This is a genomic window from Streptomyces sp. 142MFCol3.1 (assembly GCF_000424945.1).
GTDB lineage: Bacteria > Actinomycetota > Actinomycetes > Streptomycetales > Streptomycetaceae > Streptomyces > Streptomyces siamensis.
In genome coordinates this window covers 243,849-259,981 of the sequence record NZ_AUKV01000008.1, presented here as the reverse complement: position 1 = coordinate 259,981, position 16,133 = coordinate 243,849, and the positions used below count along the sequence as shown (strand labels likewise).

Annotated in this window: 11 protein-coding genes; 1 reads left to right on the top strand and 10 read right to left on the bottom strand. The window is 70.8% G+C overall.

The genetic code is table 11. The features are described 5' to 3' along the window. Window positions 1-6: 6 nt before the first annotated feature. The 9 genes from H305_RS0114060 to H305_RS0114020 all read right to left on the bottom strand — a co-directional run bounded on the left by H305_RS0114060 (window position 7) and on the right by H305_RS0114020 (window position 14,287). The gene (locus H305_RS0114060; protein ID WP_028800962.1) at window positions 7-2,991 is read right to left on the bottom strand and encodes a beta-galactosidase; all 2,985 of its coding nucleotides are present in this window, start codon (window positions 2,989-2,991) and stop codon (window positions 7-9) included. Between the two features lie 874 nt (window positions 2,992-3,865). Next, window positions 3,866-5,587: a pyridoxal phosphate-dependent aminotransferase gene (locus H305_RS0114055; protein ID WP_028800961.1), complete on the bottom strand. Its 1,722-nt coding sequence runs from the start codon at window positions 5,585-5,587 to the stop codon at window positions 3,866-3,868. A 161-nt stretch (window positions 5,588-5,748) separates the two neighbouring features. Continuing rightward, window positions 5,749-6,903 (bottom strand): aldose epimerase family protein, encoded by a 1,155-nt coding sequence (locus tag H305_RS0114050; protein WP_028800960.1) that lies wholly within the window; start codon window positions 6,901-6,903, stop codon window positions 5,749-5,751. A 124-nt stretch (window positions 6,904-7,027) separates the two neighbouring features. Further along, complete coding sequence (mmsB, locus tag H305_RS0114045; protein WP_028800959.1) at window positions 7,028-8,275, bottom strand: multiple monosaccharide ABC transporter permease; 1,248 nt, start codon at window positions 8,273-8,275, stop codon at window positions 7,028-7,030. Further along, window positions 8,272-9,822, bottom strand: a complete 1,551-nt coding sequence (mmsA, locus tag H305_RS0114040; protein WP_028800958.1) for a multiple monosaccharide ABC transporter ATP-binding protein — start codon at window positions 9,820-9,822, stop codon at window positions 8,272-8,274. Before mmsA ends, mmsB begins: the two co-directional genes overlap by 4 nt. Before the next feature lie 42 nt (window positions 9,823-9,864). Next, window positions 9,865-10,971 carry a multiple monosaccharide ABC transporter substrate-binding protein gene (gene chvE, locus H305_RS0114035; RefSeq protein ID WP_028800957.1) on the bottom strand — a complete coding sequence of 369 codons (1,107 nt, stop codon included), beginning with the start codon at window positions 10,969-10,971 and terminating at the stop codon, window positions 9,865-9,867. Between the two features lie 49 nt (window positions 10,972-11,020). Continuing rightward, the gene (locus H305_RS0114030; RefSeq protein ID WP_028800956.1) at window positions 11,021-11,989 is read right to left on the bottom strand and encodes a hypothetical protein; all 969 of its coding nucleotides are present in this window, start codon (window positions 11,987-11,989) and stop codon (window positions 11,021-11,023) included. Window positions 11,990-12,128: 139 nt separating this feature from the next. After that, window positions 12,129-13,133 (bottom strand): zinc-dependent alcohol dehydrogenase, encoded by a 1,005-nt coding sequence (locus H305_RS0114025; protein ID WP_028800955.1) that lies wholly within the window; start codon window positions 13,131-13,133, stop codon window positions 12,129-12,131. After that, window positions 13,130-14,287 (bottom strand): mandelate racemase/muconate lactonizing enzyme family protein, encoded by a 1,158-nt coding sequence (locus H305_RS0114020; RefSeq protein WP_028800954.1) that lies wholly within the window; start codon window positions 14,285-14,287, stop codon window positions 13,130-13,132. Before H305_RS0114020 ends, H305_RS0114025 begins: the two co-directional genes overlap by 4 nt. Window positions 14,288-14,539: 252 nt before the next feature. Here H305_RS0114020 and H305_RS53385 point away from each other — a divergent pair, with 252 nt between their 5' ends. After that, window positions 14,540-15,310: an SCO2400 family protein gene (locus H305_RS53385; protein WP_028800953.1), complete on the top strand. Its 771-nt coding sequence runs from the start codon at window positions 14,540-14,542 to the stop codon at window positions 15,308-15,310. 167 nt (window positions 15,311-15,477) lie between these two features. Here the strand turns inward: H305_RS53385 and H305_RS0114010 are convergent, their stop codons facing one another. Continuing rightward, entirely contained in the window at window positions 15,478-15,960 is a 483-nt protein-coding gene (locus H305_RS0114010; RefSeq protein ID WP_028800952.1) for a hypothetical protein, read from the bottom strand. Between the last annotated feature and the right edge of the window lie 173 nt (window positions 15,961-16,133).

Sequence of the window (16,133 nt, the reverse complement as noted above, 5' to 3'; positions counted from 1 at the left end):
CGGGGGTCACCGCCGGGCGCCTCGCTTCGCGTGGCCGGGGGAGTCCACCGGGGCCACCGGCACTCCTCCGGCCGCGCTGCCGAGCAGCGTCAGCCGCACCTGGCCGGGCCCGGCGGGCGTGGTCCCGTCGGACAGGACAGCCAGGGCCAGCGTGTTTCTCTTCCGGGTGCGCAGCAGCCCGTTCGGCAGGACGAAGGTGTGCTGCGGGCCGACGTCGTTGATGTACTGGCCCATGTTCCAGCCGTTCAGGAAGATCTGCACCCGGTAGGCGCGGGCCGGGTCGTCGGTGAGGGTGAGCCCGATCGACGCGTCCACGCGGGTGTCGACGGCGAGCCGGAAGTCGGAGCGGTACCAGACGACGCCCTGGCGCCGTTCGGACCGCGGGAGATCGACGTCCTTCCAGCCGGCGTCCGCGAAGCCGGGCAGATGCCAGCCGTGGCGCTCCCCGTACAGGCCGCCGTTGTTGAGCGGGCCGCGCACCGGGTCGGGCGCGCGCTCGCCCCGGATCCGCCAGGTGAGCGCCGGGGAGGCACCGGCGAAGCTCACCGCGGTCAGCCCGCGGGCCACCTTGTGGGTGTCGCGGGCCGCGCCGTCCTCGTCGTGCTGCATACGGCGGACCAGGACGGACAGCACGTGCGGGCCGCGCGTCCCCGGCTCGACGGGGAAGGTGGCGGTGGCCTCCCACGTGCCCTGCCGGACCGTCTTCCTGTCCGGCACCGGCATGCGGTGGGTTCCCAGCGGCTCGCCGTCCAGCCAGGCCATCAGCAGCCCCTGCGTGCCCGTGACGTACGACAGGGAGACGGACTCCGCGCCTCCCGCGGACGCGAAGTGCCCCCGGTACCAGACGTCTCCGTAGTGGAAGCCGTAGTCGTCGGCGAACAGCACGGGCTGCCCGGCGGGGACCGGGGTGACGCTGAACGAGGACTTCTTGTCGGCAGTCCTCCACGACGAGTCGTCGAAGCCGGCCGCGGACTCCGGATTCTCCTCGGCCCGGCGCCAGTTGGTCAGTGCGGGCAGTGGCACGGCGGGCACGCCCGGCAGTCGCCGCACGGCCCGCAGACTGCCGGACCGGGTGGCCAGCGTCTTCACCCTGCGCCGGTTCCAGACGACCTCGGTCGCCCCGCGCGGACCCCACACCTCCAGGTCCGCCGCCTTGACGGTGTCGCCGGTGAGATGGACGCCGGTACCGCGCAGGGCGGCCGAGCGCAGCAGTGCGGGCCCGTGCACCAGGACCGGTCCGGACGGGGTGTCGTACCGCCACAGCCGGCCCGAGGCCGCGTCGTCGGCGAGCAGCAGCAGGAGGGGCGCCGCGGTGCCGCCGCCCTTCACGAGGACCCGGGTGAGCCCGTCGAGGCGCGCGTCCACGCGGAGCACGCCGTCCGCGTACTCGTGTCCGGCGTTGCCCTCCAGCACGGTGACCGTCGGCTCGCTCGCGCACTCGATCGCCGTCTGCGTCGGTTCGCCCGGCCGTCCGGTGAACACGGCGATGTCCTGGCGTCCGGCGGTGAGCCACAGCATCGGCTGGGCGCTGGAGTGGCGCAGGGTCCGCCGGCCGAGGGAGATCCCGGTGGCGACGAGGCGCGCGTCGAGCCCGGGCACCGGCACGGGGACCGTCGATCCGGCGAGCGGCACCTGGACGACGGTCTCGGAGGACGAGTCGTTGCGCAGCACCAGGAAACGCGCCCCCGTGTCCGGGTTGACCAGCGGATACACCTTGACCGCGGGGTCGTCGCCGACGGTGACGTCCGGCGCCCGGTCCAGTTTGGCGAGGTCGGGCACACAGTGCAGGAGCTGGCCGATCTGGTGCATCGGGATCAGCTTCTCGGTGGGCCGGCGAGCCTCGTCCAGGGCGGCCCCGTAGTCGTACGAGGTGTAGACGATCGGTGCGGGCAGCCAGCCCCAGGACGTGCCGCCGAACGTCATGTAGACGTTGTGGATCTTGATGCCGTTGGCGAGGTTGGTGAGGTAGAAGCGGCGCTCGTACGCGGCGTCCCGGGTCCGGCGCGATTCGGCGTAACCCTTCCCGTCGAACTCCGCCCCGCCCCAGGGGTCGAACCAGCCGCCCCCGAACTCGGCCATGAAGCCAGGGGTCTCGGGGCTCGCCGTCGAGCCGCCCTTGGCGCCGCCGATGCCGAAGTATCCCCAGTCGGGCGGCTGGCCGGCGGGCGAGGGATAGCCGTCGAAGGCGTACAGATAGCGGCCCGTCTCGCCGGTCGTGTCGAAGGTGCCGGGCGCCCAGTGGCCGTTCCTGCCCTTGTCGTTGTGGAACAGCGGCACGTCGATGCCGTCGGCGCGGACCTTGGCGTACAGATGGGTCATGTAGTCGCGGCCGAGGGGGCTCGTGACGTTGTCCGCGTACTCGTTCTCCAGCTGGTAGAGGACGACGGTGCCGCCACCGTGGGTGTAGAGGTGCCGCACGGCGATCCGGTCGACGGCGGTCAGCCATTCGTCGACGTACTTCAGGTACGTCGGGTCGGAGGTGCGGGCGGTGCCCGGGGTGACGGTCAGCCAGCCGGGGAAGCCGCCCGCGTCGACCTCGGCGTTGATGTAGGGGCCGGGTCGCAGGATGACGTACAGGCCGGTCTCGGCGGCCGTCCGCAGGAACAGGTCGAGGTCGCGGACCCCCGTGAAGTCGTACGACCCCGGGGCGGCGGAGTGGTAGTTCCACGACACGTAGACGCTGATCGTGTTGTAGCCGTGGGCGCGCAGCTTCTCCAGGACGTCCCGCCACAGGGACGGGCTGGGCAGCCGGAAGGGGTGCACCTCGCCCGACCAGAGCACCAGGCGCCTGCCGTCGACGAGCATCGAGTACCGGTCGAAGCCGACGGTGTGCGTCCTGCCGTCGGCCGCGGGCGGGCCCGGCGCGGGCCCTGTGGGAGCGAGGGGCGCCCTTCCGGCCGCGGACGCCTCACTGCTCACGCTGCCGCTCAGGGGGAAGCCGAGTGCGGCCGAGCCGGCGAATGCGCTGAAGGTACGTCTGCTCAACACCATGCGGGTTCTCCCGGGGACGGCGACGGGTATCCCCCTGTCCTGGTTTGCCCGATCCTGTCCGTGCGTGACCGAGGGCTGGGGGAGGGTGCGGCCATTGTCCACAGCGGGGGGTCCCACACTGGTCATATGAGGTTCCCGGCGCGGGCGGATTACGCGGTACGGGCGGTACCGGTGGCCTCCGCGCGGCGGGACGGCGGCCGGTGCCGGGCGTGGCCCGCGCTCGCCCGCACGCCTTTGCGCACCCCTGCACGCCTTCCACGGCCGAGATCCGGGCGGGGGTGGCGGCGCCTGTCCGGTGGGCGGGTCGGGTCCGCGCCGGCGATCCGCCCGTTGCAGCGGTTGTGTGGTCCGGTGTGTCGGTGCGGTGGGTTCGTGTCGTCGTCCGCACCGGGCATGTGACGCACCGGCACGGCCTCTTCGATGAGGGGGCGGAGTGCGAGTGGAAGTGGGGCTGAGGTCCAGTCGTTGGCCCGTCCGGCGGTGGTCTCCGTCCCGCCCGGGGCCGGCCTTAACCCCGTCCCCGCCTTGAGGGCGGAGAGCACCTTTCGGCCCGTCCGGCGTTCGAGGACGAGGCCGGTCAGGCCGATTCTCCCCGCCCCTGCGGGGGCGAAGTCATCGTCGTCACCGACGTTCGCACGCTGCTCGGGAGCGGGTGGGCCGGCGTGCCGGACGCCTTCGGCGCCCGGTCCAAGTCGCGCTGTTCGGGCTGTGGGCCGCCGCCCTCGGCCACTCGGTGCGCGCCCACCGCGGGGAGCGTGCCGCCGGGCGCGGGCCGAGGAGCGGGAGCCCGTGGCGGTGCAGCCGCGCGCCGCGGCACCGAAGGGAAACGGTGCGGGACGACGCCCGGCCGGATGTGTGTCCCGGGCTTCGGGTGTCAGCCGGCCCGGTTGTAGAGCATGGCGCCCACGGCGGGCCAGCCGGTCGTCTGCGGGGGCTGTGACCGGGGTGGTGGTTCCGGCTGGGTCCGGCCGCGGACCTGAGCCGCCGTCAGCCCGCCCTGCGCGCCGAGGGGGGAGGCCGCCCTGTTCATCCCCGGCATGCCGGTCTGGCCGATGGGCTGGAGCCCCTCGGCCGGGGCGGGCATGGCCGGCGCGGGGGCCGGTGCCGGGCTCGCGACGGTGCCGGGCAGCTGCGCGGCGGCGGGCGTCGGCCAGGCCGTCGACTGGGCGGGGAACTGCGGGCCGGGCTGCGCGGCCGGGAAGTTCGACGCCGCCGCGGGCGCCGGCTGGGGAGCGGGCTGCGGCAGGGGCTGGGGCTGGGGCAGCGGCTGCGGCTGCGGTGCGGGCAGGCTCGGGGCGGGCTGGGGAGCGGGCAGGACGGGCGGCGGCCCGGGCTGGACGGGGGCCGGTCCCGGCCAGGCGTTCGCCTGCGCGGCCAGCCCCTGCATCCCGCCCCCGTTGGTGGCGCCGACGAGGCGGTCCACCGCCGCCGTGCCCGAGCTGTAGCTGGTCCCTGTGCCCAGCTCGGGCACGGCGGCTCCCCTCCTGGTCCCGTAGAGCACCTGTTCCAGGCCGGACACCAGGCGACGCACGTCAACCTGGGGGCGCACCACGAGTCTCAGGAAGCGGCTGGACGATCCGATCTTGTTCCCGCACTCGCGGACCAGGATCCGGTGCTCGGTCAGCAGCCGGTCCCGGACCACGGTGCCTTCGGCGCCCACGGGCAGGCGCACGAACAGGAAGTTGCCCTGGGACGGATAGACCGTCAGACCGGGCAGCGCGGAGAGATGGCGGGCCATGTCGAGCCGGTCGCGGCGGACCATGTGCAGGCTCTCCATGTACTCGGCGCCGTGCTCCCTGAGCATGAACACCACGGTCTCCGCGAAGGAGTTGAGGTTCCACTTGGGCAGCATCGAGCGGATCTTGCCGGCGAGGGCGGGGTTGGCGACGAGGTAGCCGAAGCGGATGCCGTGCAGACCGAAGTTCTTGCCGAGGCTGCGCAGCACGATGACGTTGGGCCGCATCACCGCGTCCTCGACCACGCTGGGGTCGGACTCCGCGTCGGCGAACTCCAGGAACGACTCGTCGATGACGACGAGGTCCAGGTCCGCCATGGCGTCCATGAACTGGACGACGGAGTGGCGCTGCAGGAAACCGCCGTCGGGGTTGTTCGGGTTGCACAGCACGGCGACCCGGGTGCCGCGGGCGCGGATGAAATCCGCGTAGGCGGCGAGGTCGAGGGCGAATCCGGCGGATTCCTGGAGCGGGAACATGTCGACCCGCTTGCCGGTCTCCATCGGCTGGTCGGTCCAGCGGCCGAAGGTGGGGACGGGGATCGCGAGGGACTCGCGGACGAGGAGGTGGTCGATCCACGTGATGAGCTCGGTGGAGCCGTTGCCCATCGCGACGCACTGCGGCGGGAGCTGGAGCAGCGAGCACAGTTCGGCGGTGATGGTGTCGGCGCTGCTCGGGTAGTAGGTGATGATCTCGCGCAGCCGGCCCGCCAGTTCGTCGAACATCGCGGGCGTGGGGAAGTACGGGTTGCACGGGATGCAGAAGTCCACGGGGCCGGCGCCGTCACTTTCCCGCGTCAGTGCGGCCATCGACGGGCTGTGCGCCGCGGTGCCGCGAAAGAGCGAGGTGACATTGCCGGCCATGGAACCTCCGTAGGGGGCGGACCGTCGGGGAGAACGGGCCCTCCGTCTTGTGGGTGGCCCGCGCGGGGGAGCACGGGCCGCCCTTCCATACGGATACGGGGGTGGCGCTGTTCAATCGATGGGAAGTCGTGTGGAGATTGTGAACCCGCTGTGAAGCCGGGTCACGAGCCGAACGAGTGGACCGTGCTCGTCCGGTACGTCCGGCCGGGCCGCAGCACCGTGGAGGGGAACGCGGGCTGGTTCGGCGAGTCCGGGAAGTGCTGGGTCTCCAGGCACAGCGCGTCGCCCTGCCGGTAGACGTGGCCGCCCGTCCCGACGAGGGTGCCGTCGAGGAAGTTGCCGGAGTAGAACTGCAGGCCAGGCTGGTCGCTGGCGATGCTCAGGGTGCGGCCGGAGGACGGGTCGCGCAGGGTCGCCACGTGCTCGGGCCGCGCCGTGATGCCCTTGTCCAGCACCCAGTTGTGGTCGTAGCCCTTGGCGGTGACCTGCTGCGGGTGCGCGGCCCGGATGTCCCGGCCGATCGCCTTGGCCCGGCGGAAGTCGAAGGGGGTGCCGGAGACCTTCGCCAGCTCACCGGTGGGGATCAGCCCCGAGTCGGTGGGCGTGTAGCGGGAGGCGGCGATCGCGAGCTCGTGGTTCTCGATCGAGCCGCTGCCCTCGCCGGCCAGGTTCCAGTAGACATGGCTGGTCAGGTTGACGACGGTGGCCCTGTCGGTGGTGGCCTCGTAGTCGATACGCCAGTCGCCGTCCCGGGTGAGGGTGTACGTCACCTTCGTGCGGAGCGTGCCCGGGTAGCCCATCTCCCCGTCGATGCTGACGTAGTACAGGTGCAGTCCCACGTCGGAGCCCTTGGTGAACGGCTCGACGTCCCAGACGTGCTTGTCGAAGCCCTTGGTCCCGCCGTGCAGGCTGTTCACGCCGTCGTTCACGGACAGCTGGTACGCGGTGCCGTCCAGCGTGAACTGCCCCTTGCCGATGCGGTTTCCGTAACGGCCGATCAGGGCGCCGAAGTACGGGGTCTTCGCCACGTAGTCGTCGATGTTGTCGAAGCCGAGGGAGACGTTGGCGTACTGGCCGTGCCGGTCGGGGAGCTCCAGGCTCTGGACGACACCGCCCCAGCTGAGGACCTTCAGCCGGGTGCCGCCGTTCTCCAGCGACCAGCGGTGGACCTTGGTGCCGTCGGCGAGCTTCCCGAAGAGCTCCTTGACCGGCTTCCTGCCGCCCGGGGCGGCCTCGGCCGAGCCCGTGCCGAGGGTGGTGGCGGCGAGGCCCGCGGCCGCCGCGCCTGCAATGACCGTGCGTCTGTTCAGTTCCATTGTGCGGCTCTCCCTTTTTGGGGCGGTTCGCCTCAGGGGGGTCCGTGCGGGGTGCCGACGGCCCTTCGGCTCACTCGCCCGATGAAGGTCGGGCCCCGCACCGTGGTGCGGGGCCCGAGCTGACTTATGAACCGGACTTGCGCTTGTTCCACACGTCGAAGCCGACCGCGGCCAGCAGGGCCAGGCCCTTGATGACCTGTTGCCAGTCGGTGCCGACGCTCAGGAGGTTCATGCCGTTGTTCAGCACACCGAGCACGAGACCACCGATGATCGCGCCGAGGACGGTGCCGACACCGCCGCTCATGGACGCGCCGCCGATGAACGACGAGGCGATGGCCTCGAGTTCGAAGTTCAGGCCCGCCTTCGGCGAGGCCGCGTTCAGACGGGCGGCGACCACCAGACCCGCCAGGGCCGCGAGCACGCCCATGTTCAGGAAGACGTAGAAGGTGACCTTCTTGTCCTTGACGCCGGACAGCTTCGCCGCCGGCAGGTTGCCGCCGATCGCGTAGATGTGGCGGCCGAAGACCGCGTTGCGCATCACATAGCCGTAGCCGACCACCAGCACGCCGAGGATGATCAGCACGATCGGGGCACCCTTGTAGCTGGCGAGCAGCATCGTGACCACGAGGATCGCCGCGACGATGGCGACGAGCTTCAGCAGGAAGATGTTGCGCGGCAGCACCTCCAGCGAGAACTCCTGCTGCCGCTTGCGGTCGCGGACCTCCTGGAGCACCGCGAAGACGATCAGCGCGAGGCCGAGGAGCAGCGTGATGTTGTGGTAGTTGGTGTCCGGGCCGACCTCCGGCAGGAAGCCGTTGCCCATCTTCTGCAGCCCGTCCGGGAAGGGGCCGAGGGTCTGGCCCTTCAGCAGGATCTCCGTCAGGCCGCGGAAGAGCAGCATGCCCGCGAGGGTGACGATGAACGACGGTATGCCGAGATAGGCGATCAGGAATCCCTGGACCGAGCCCGCCACCGCGCCCACCACCAGGCACAGCACGAGGGCCAGCGGCCACGCCACGCTGTGCTGCACCGTCAGCACGGCGGCGAAGGAGCCCACGAACGCCGTGAGCGAACCGACCGACAGGTCGATGTGGCCCGCGATGATCACCAGCATCATGCCGATCGCGAGGATCAGGATGTAGCTGTTCTGGAGCACCAGGTTGGAGACGTTGCGCGGCAGCAGGAGGTCGCCGTCGGTCCAGACCGCGAACAGGGCGACGATCAGGCCGAGGGCGATCAGCATGCCGTACTGGCGCATGTTGCGGCGCAGTCCGTCCAGCATCAGCTGGAGCAGTCCGCCGCCCCCGGCCGAGTCCCCGCTCTTCCCGGCCGGCGCCGGGGCCGGGCTCTTGGCGGTCACATCCGTACTCATCGGGTTACCTCTTTGTCCTTCGTCATCTGGCGCATCAGCACTTCCTGCGTGGCCTCGGCCCGCGGGACCTCGCCGGTGAGCCGCCCGGCGGCCATGGTGTAGATGCGGTCGCACATGCCGAGCAGCTCGGGCAGCTCGGAGGAGATGAAGACGACCGCCTTGCCCTGGGCGGCCAGCTGGTCGATGACCGTGTAGATCTCGTACTTGGCGCCGACGTCGATGCCGCGGGTGGGCTCGTCCAGGATCAGCACGTCCGGACCGGCGAAGATCCACTTGCTGAGGACGACCTTTTGCTGGTTGCCGCCGGACAGCTTGCCCACCGGCTCGAAGACGGTGGGCGCCTTGATGTTCATGGACGTGCGGTAGCCCTCGGCGACCTGCCGTTCCTCGTGCTCGTCGACCACCCCGCGCCGGGCGACCTTCTTCAGGGCCGTCAGCGAGATGTTGCGGTTGATGGTGTCGATGAGGTTGAGGCCGTAGTGCTTGCGGTCCTCGGTGACGTACGCGATGCCGTGTCCGACCGCCTCGGCGACGGTCTTCGTACGGATCTCCCGGCCGTCCTTGAGGACCGTGCCGCCCGCGTGCCGGCCGTAGGTGCGTCCGAAGACGCTCATCGCCAGCTCGGTGCGGCCGGCGCCCATCAGTCCGGCGATGCCGACGATCTCCCCGCGCCGCACGTTGATCGACACGTTGTCGACCACCTTGCGCTGCTGGTCGATGGGGTGGTGCACCGTCCAGTCGCGGATCTCCAGGGCCGGGGCCGCGTCCGCCTCACCGTCGTACGCGGTGCGGTCGGGGAAACGGTGGTCCAGGTCACGGCCGACCATGCCGCTGATGATCCGGTCCTCGGTTGTCTCGGGCGCCTTCACGTCGAGCGTCTCGATGGACCGGCCGTCGCGGAGGATGGTCACCGAGTCGGCGACCCGGCGGATCTCGTTGAGCTTGTGCGAGATGATGATCGAGGTGATGCCCTGATTCTTCAACTCCAGGATGAGATCCAGGAGTTTGCCGCTGTCCTCGTCGTTCAGGGCAGCTGTCGGCTCGTCCAGGATGAGCAGCTTGACCTTCTTCGACAGCGCCTTGGCGATCTCGACGAGCTGCTGCTTGCCCACGCCGATGTCCGCGACGCGGGTCTCGGGGTGGTCGTCGAGACCGACCCGGCGCAGCAGCTCGGTGGCGTGCCGCAGGGTCTCGTTCCAGTTGATGAGCCCGCCCTTGGCGTGCTCGTTGCCGAGGAAGATGTTCTCCGCGAGGGAGAGGTACGGCACCAGGGCCAGCTCCTGGTGGATGATGACGATGCCGTGGTGCTCGCTCGCCCGGATGTCCTTGAAGCGGCAGAGCTCCTCCTCGAAGAGGATCTCGCCTTCGTAACTGCCGTGCGGATGGACGCCGGAGAGCACCTTCATCAAGGTGGACTTGCCGGCGCCGTTCTCCCCGCAGATGGCGTGGACCTCGCCCTGGCGGACGGTCAGCGTGACGTCCGACAGCGCTTTGACACCGGGAAAGGTCTTGACGATCGAGCGCATTTCCAGGACGGGTCCCGCCATGGTCGTGCCTTCCAGTCAGTGGGAAATCGATGGGACCGGCGGTTAGTTGAGCTCGTCCTCCGTGTAGTAGCCGCCGTCGATGAGGACCTGCTTGTAGTTGCTCTTGTCGACGCTCACCGGCTGGAGCAGGTAGGCGGGGACGACCTTGGCGCCGTTGTCGTACGTCTTGGTGTCGTTGGTCTGCGGCTTCTTGCCGTTCAGGACGTCGTCGACCATGGTCGAGGCGACCTTGGCCAGCTCACGGGTGTCCTTGTAGACGGTCTGCGTCTGCTCGCCCGCGATGATCGACTTGACCGAGGCCAGTTCGGCGTCCTGACCGGTGACGACGGGCAGCGGCTTGCTCTTGGAGTCGTAGTCGTCCGACTTCAGCGCCGACAGGATGCCGATCGAGATGCCGTCGTACGGCGAGAGGACCGCGTCGACCTTCTTGCTCTGGTACGACTTGGTGAGGATGTCGTCCATGCGCTTCTGCGCGGTGGCGCCGTCCCAGCGCAGGGTGGTGACCTGGGTCAGACCGGTCTGGCCGGACTGGACGACCAGCTTCTTGCTGTCGATGTACGGCTGCAGGACGCTCATGGCGCCGTTGAAGAAGTACTTGGTGTTGTTGTCGTCGTTGGAGCCGGCGAACAGCTCGATGTTGAACGGGCCCTTGCCGCTCTTCAGGCCGAGCTTGTCGACGATGTAGTTGGCCTGCAGCTCGCCGACCTTGGTGTTGTCGAAGGACGCGTAGTAGTCGACGTTCTTGGTGCCGAGGATCAGCCGGTCGTAGGCGATGACCGGGATGTCGGCGTCGGCGGCCTGCTGGAGGACGTTGTTCAGCGACTTGTTGTCGATCGCGGCGACGATGATGGCCTTCACGCCCTGCGTGATCAGGTTCTCGATCTGCGAGACCTGCTGGTCCGGGTCGTCCTCGCCGTAGACCAGCTTGGTCTTGTAGCCCTTGGACTCCAGGTTCTTGACCACGTTCTTGCCGTCGGCGATCCAGCGCTCGGAGGACTTGGTCGGCATCGCGATGCCGATGGTGCCGCCCTTCGCGCTGCCCTTGCTCTCGTTGCTGCCGCCCTCGCTGTTCTGGCCGCAGGCGGACAGCGTGAGGGCGAGCGAGGCGGCTCCGGCGATGGCGGCGAGGGCGGCTCTGCGGTTGCGCATGGTGATCAGTCCTTGTTCTTCTCGTCGTTGAGAGGGCGGTGAAGGCGTGTCAGACGTCGGTGGGAAAGCGGTTGAGCGGGCCGGGCAGCCGGGAGCCGAGCGGCGCCATGTCGCCGTCCGCGCCGTGCCGGGCGAGCAGGTCGAGAGCGAGCCGGCCGCGCCGCACCCGCTCCCGGGCGGTGTCCAGGGTCAGGTCCCGCAGATGGGTGCCGTACGGGTAGATCCCGGGTGCCTTGGACAGACCGAACTTCAGGTAGAGCGGTGCGCCGCGCCGGATGAGCTCGGCGACCTCGTACATCCGCACGTACCCGCCGAGGTCGTCGGGGGCCTCGATGTACATGTCCATGGGGGCGGCGGAGACCCGCCGGATCTCGGTGAGGTGATCGAGCGTCAGATCGCTGGGCACGTTGACCGAGTCGGCCCCGAGGTTCTCGTACACGGCGTACGAGGCCGGGTTGACGGGGCCGATCAGTGCCGAGACCTTGAGGGTCGTGTCGGCCGGGACGATGCCGGCCTCACGTGCCCGGTGCAGCGTCCACAGCACGCCCTCGTCGGCGACGAGGAGGCACTTGACGCCCAGCGCGGTGGCCCGGACGGCGTCCTCGACGCAGCCGGCGACCGCGTCGTGGCCCCGGGCACGCAGCCCGGCTCCGCGGGAGTCGGTGCGCACGGATGCGCCGATGTCCCAGGTGCCGCGCGGTCCGGTGAACAGGCAGAGCTCGATGTCGCGTTCGGCGGTGGCCTCGACCATCTCGGTGATCTCGGCGTCGGTCAGCATCCAGACGCCGCTGCCCTGGCTGATCCGGTGGATCGGCACGTCGAGCCGCGAGGACTCCTTGAGGACGACGGCGAGGGCCTCGGGCCCCTCCACGGAGGGAACCTCGGTGCGCCAGCGGCCGCCCCCCGGGAAGGCGTGCGGCGAGGCGTCGGCGGGTGAGGGGGCGGGCGCGCCCAGGCCGAGCGCGGCGAGCGCCTGCTCACCGGGTCGACGGGCTGCCGTGGGTGCGGCGTCGGTCACGAGCTGTCCTTCGCGTTCGTCGGTTGTGCGATGCGTACGTTCGATATCTCGAACAAGGTTCGTGTCGGTGGGTGTACGCCGGTACGGAGCGTCAGGAACCCCGTACCGGCGTACTGATCTGGGGCGCGGGACGACGCGCTCAGGGGCGCAGCAGAACCTTTCCGACCTTGGGGTCGCCCGAGCCCACCAGCTCGATGGCCTGCGGGAACTCGGCGAGCGGCAGCTCGTGCGTGACCAGCGGCAACGGGTTCAGCAGTCCGGCGCCGAACACCCGCACCGTGTGCGCCCAAGCCTCCGGCGGCGCCCCGAACACGGTGTGCACCTCCAGTTGCCGTACGACGAGGTCGGTCGGGTCGAGTCCTTCGGCACCCGGCGCCGGGATCCCGGTCAGGACCAGGCGACCGCCGCGCCGGAGCAGGGAGGCGGCGGTACGCGCGGCGGACGCCGACCCGGCGGTCTCGACGACGACGTCGAAGTCACCGGGCAGTTCCTGGTCCCGGGTGCGGAAGTCCGTGGCGCCGAAGTCCCTGGACAGTGCCGCCCGGTCCGAGCGGGTGCCCACCACGAGGAGGTCGGCCGGGGAGCCCGCCGCGAGGAACTGCACGGCGAACATCCCGAGCGTCCCCGTGCCCACCACCGCGACCCGCTCGCCGGGCCGAGAGTTCGCCTTGATCGCCGCGGCGGCGACGCAGGCGGCCGGCTCCAGCAGGGCGGCGGCCGTCAGGTCGGCGTCGTCCGGCAGGACGTGCAGCAGCCGGGCCGGGAGGGTCAGTGTGGCCGCCATCGCGCCCGGCTCGGTGAACCCGGTCTCCTCGTACCCGGCCGTGCACAGCGTGGTCTCGCCCGCGTGGCAGCGGTCGCAGACCTGGCAGTTGCGGAAGCCCTCACCGACGACCTTGCGGCCGACGAGCGAGGCCGGAACCCCGTCGCCCACCTCCTGGACCGTCCCGGACCACTCGTGGCCCGGCGTCAGGGGGTAACGCACGTACCCCTCCGGCCGGTTGCCCTGGTAGACCTCGCGGTCCGAGCCGCAGATCCCGACCGCGTGCACCCGCACGAGGGCCTCGCCCGCCGCCGGACGCACCGGCTCGTGCGGGGCCAGCCGGTGCTTGCCCGGCGCCTCGACGACGACCGCGGTGCTCACCGCGCCCCCTTCGGCTTGCGCTGCTCCCAGCCGTCCGCCCACAGGTCGAACCGGGCCTGCTGCTGGGGGAATTCGGCCGCCGCGTCGGTGTCCAGCTCGACGCCGAGTCCGGGCGCGTCCGAGAGCTGGAAGTAGCCGTCGACGACCTGCGGGGCCCCCTTCACGACCTTCTTGATCTCCGCGTCCGCGAAGTCGTTGAAGTGCTCCAGGATCTTGAAGTTCGGTGCGGTGAAGCCGACCTGGAGCGAGGCGGCGGTCAGCACCGGTCCGCCGACGTTGTGCGGCGCGACCAGGACGTAGTGCGCCTCGGCGGTGGCGGCCAGCTTCCTGGTCTCCCAGATGCCGCCGATGTGGCCGACGTCGGGCTGGATGATGTCCGTCGACTGGCTCTCGAAGAGCTCGCGGAACTCGATGCGGTCGTGGATGCGCTCGCCCGTGGCGACCGGGATGTCGACCTTCGCGGCCACCTTCTCCAGCGCCTTGAGGTTCTCCGGCGGGACCGGCTCCTCCAGCCAGGCGGGCTTGAAGGGGGCGAGTTCGCGGGCCAGCCGGATGGCGGTGGCGGGCGAGAAGCGGCCGTGCATCTCCAGCATCAGCTCGGCGTCGGGTCCGATGGCGTCCCGCACGGCCTCGATGAGCGAGACGGCGTACAGGCTCTGTTCGTGGTCGAGCTCGAAGTGCCCGGTGCCGAAGGGGTCGATCTTCAGGGCCCGGTACCCGCGGGCCATGACCTCCTGTGCGGCCTTGTGGTAGGCCTCCGGGGTCCGCTCGGTGGTGTACCAGCCGTTGGCGTAGGCCTTGACCTTGTCGGTGACCTTGCCGCCGAGCAACTGCCACACCGGTACGCCGAGGGCCTTGCCCTTGATGTCCCAGCACGCCATCTCGACGACTGCGATACCGGACATCACGATCTCGCCCGCGCGGCCGTAGTCGCCGTACTTCATCCGTCGCACGAGGTCCTCGACAGCGAACGGGTCGGAGCCGAGAATGTGATTGGCCTCCGCCTCCCGCAGATACCCGATCAGCGCGTCGGTGTGGCCCAGCATGCGGGTCTCGCCGACTCCGGTGATGCCCTCGTCGGTGTGCACCTGGACGTAGGTCAGGTTCCGCCAGGGCGTCCCGACCACGTGTGTGCTGATTCCCGTGATGCGCACGGCAGTTGCCCCCTGTGCTTCGGATCTGTTCGAAATTTCGTCACACGTTCGAAATGTTGGCGTGACAGTAAGGATGCGGCCCGGGAGGTGTCAATGGGTCGAACGCATAACGGTTTCGACGCGATGGGATCGGGATGGCGGGGAATGGTCGGGGGTGTCTAGAGTCGGCGCGCCGGAACGGCCGCTTCCCCACACAATTTTCACAGCTGTGCCTATGAACGTGACGTGTGCGGAACTTAGTCTTCCCGCGTCATGGACTATTGCCACCCGTGCCGACGGCACCTCAACGGCGCCCTTGCCTGCCCGGGGTGCGGCACCCCCGCCGAAGAACTCCGCGCGCACACGGAGGGCCCCGAGCCGCATCCGGAACCGGGTGTGGACGCGGCCGACACCGACACCTCCTACGGCGACGACGACGAACCGGAGGAGCACCTCGGGCGGGCCGCCCGGCGGCGAGGTCGCGGCCGGGGCGGGGCGGCGCAGGACCCGGATGTCCCGGACGCTCCGGACGGTCCGGGCGGGGCCAGCCGGCGTGACCGCAAGGCCGCGGCGCACCGTCGGCGGCGGCGCAGGACACTGCTGATAGCCGCCGGTTTCGTCCTGGCGGCCGGTGCGCTCAGCCTGGCCGAACTCGGCATCGACGCACCCGGGTTGAGCCAGAAGCCGGCGGCGGCCGGGGAGGACTCCGCCGACGGTTCGGCCTCCCCGGAGCCCGGCGGGACGACGCGTCGGCCGGGTGACACCGGCGCCTCCGGCGGCGCCTCCGCGAGCGACCCCGTCGACGCGTCCGCCTCGCCCTCCGCGTCCGCCTCCGCGTCGGCCTCCGCCGAGGACAAGGGCAAGGACCAGGAGGAGCAGTCGGCCGGCTCGGGCACGTCGCCCGGAGGTTCCGTCTCCGCGCCCGCGTCCCAGGCGCCGCCCGCGACGACCGCGCCCCCCACCACCGCACCGACCACGTCCGCTCCGCCGCCGGCGCCGACGCCGTCCGAGACGTGCAACCGGTTCCTGTGGTGGTGCACGTGATGCCCTGGGGGTGTCGTTCGGGTCAGGCCGGATCAGGCCGCGGCGTCCGGTGCGGTGCATCGCGAGACGGAGCCTCACCCGCGTACTGGGCGTACTCGGGTGAGGCGACAACGCCGCGAGGTGCCGCGCCGGGCGCCGCGGACCCGGCCTGACCCGGACGACACCCCCTAGTCCTCCGCGGCGCGGCCCTCTCCCGCCATGAACCGCCAGACCAGGGCATGGCCCAGGGCGACCAGGACGATCAGCATCACGGCCTCCGCCTGGATGCCGCTCAGCCCGGCGTGGCGGGCGAGTTCGGGGAAGGCGCCGACGACGGCGATCAGGGCGTAGAGCAGCGCGGCGCCGGCCTGCTGCCGGACGACGAAGCGGTCGCCGCGGGCGCGGGCCAGCAGCCGCAGGGTGCACACGCAGCCGACCGCGGCGAGAACGATGAAGGCCGTCCGCCAGATCATCGGCTGCTCGGTGCCGCCCACCTGGGCGAACAGGCCCATCAGGGCGGGCAGCAGGAAGGACAGGTAGACCCCGCCGACGACACGGCGCAGCCCGGCGTCGCGCATCCAGTCGTCGTGGCTCTGGACGACGTTCCACCACAGGCCGACCAGGGTGAAACAGGTGGCGGAGAAGAGGGCGTAGAAGGTGCTCACATCCATGGACGACGAGCGTGGCAGCGCTCTGGGACCGGGCGGGCGCCACACGCCCTGCGGCCGTCCCGGCCTGCCGGGACGGCCCAGCGGCCGAGGCGTGCGGCCCGCCGCCGCGTGGAGCGCGGACGGCTGACAAGGCCGCCGGCGGGCGCGACGCCGGGCGTCGCGGACTCGGCACG

Bases quoted from the DNA above. Each gene is read 5' to 3' on its own strand.
- H305_RS0114060 (WP_028800962.1), bottom strand. From the start codon at position 2,991: ATGGTGTTGAGCAGACGTACCTTCAGCGCATTCGCCGGCTCGGCCGCA.
- H305_RS0114055 (WP_028800961.1), bottom strand. From the start codon at position 5,587: ATGGCCGGCAATGTCACCTCGCTCTTTCGCGGCACCGCGGCGCACAGC.
- H305_RS0114050 (WP_028800960.1), bottom strand. From the start codon at position 6,903: ATGGAACTGAACAGACGCACGGTCATTGCAGGCGCGGCGGCCGCGGGC.
- mmsB (WP_028800959.1), bottom strand. From the start codon at position 8,275: ATGAGTACGGATGTGACCGCCAAGAGCCCGGCCCCGGCGCCGGCCGGG.
- mmsA (WP_028800958.1), bottom strand. From the start codon at position 9,822: ATGGCGGGACCCGTCCTGGAAATGCGCTCGATCGTCAAGACCTTTCCC.
- chvE (WP_028800957.1), bottom strand. From the start codon at position 10,971: ATGCGCAACCGCAGAGCCGCCCTCGCCGCCATCGCCGGAGCCGCCTCG.
- H305_RS53385 (WP_028800953.1), top strand. From the start codon at position 14,540: ATGGACTATTGCCACCCGTGCCGACGGCACCTCAACGGCGCCCTTGCC.
- H305_RS0114010 (WP_028800952.1), bottom strand. From the start codon at position 15,960: ATGGATGTGAGCACCTTCTACGCCCTCTTCTCCGCCACCTGTTTCACC.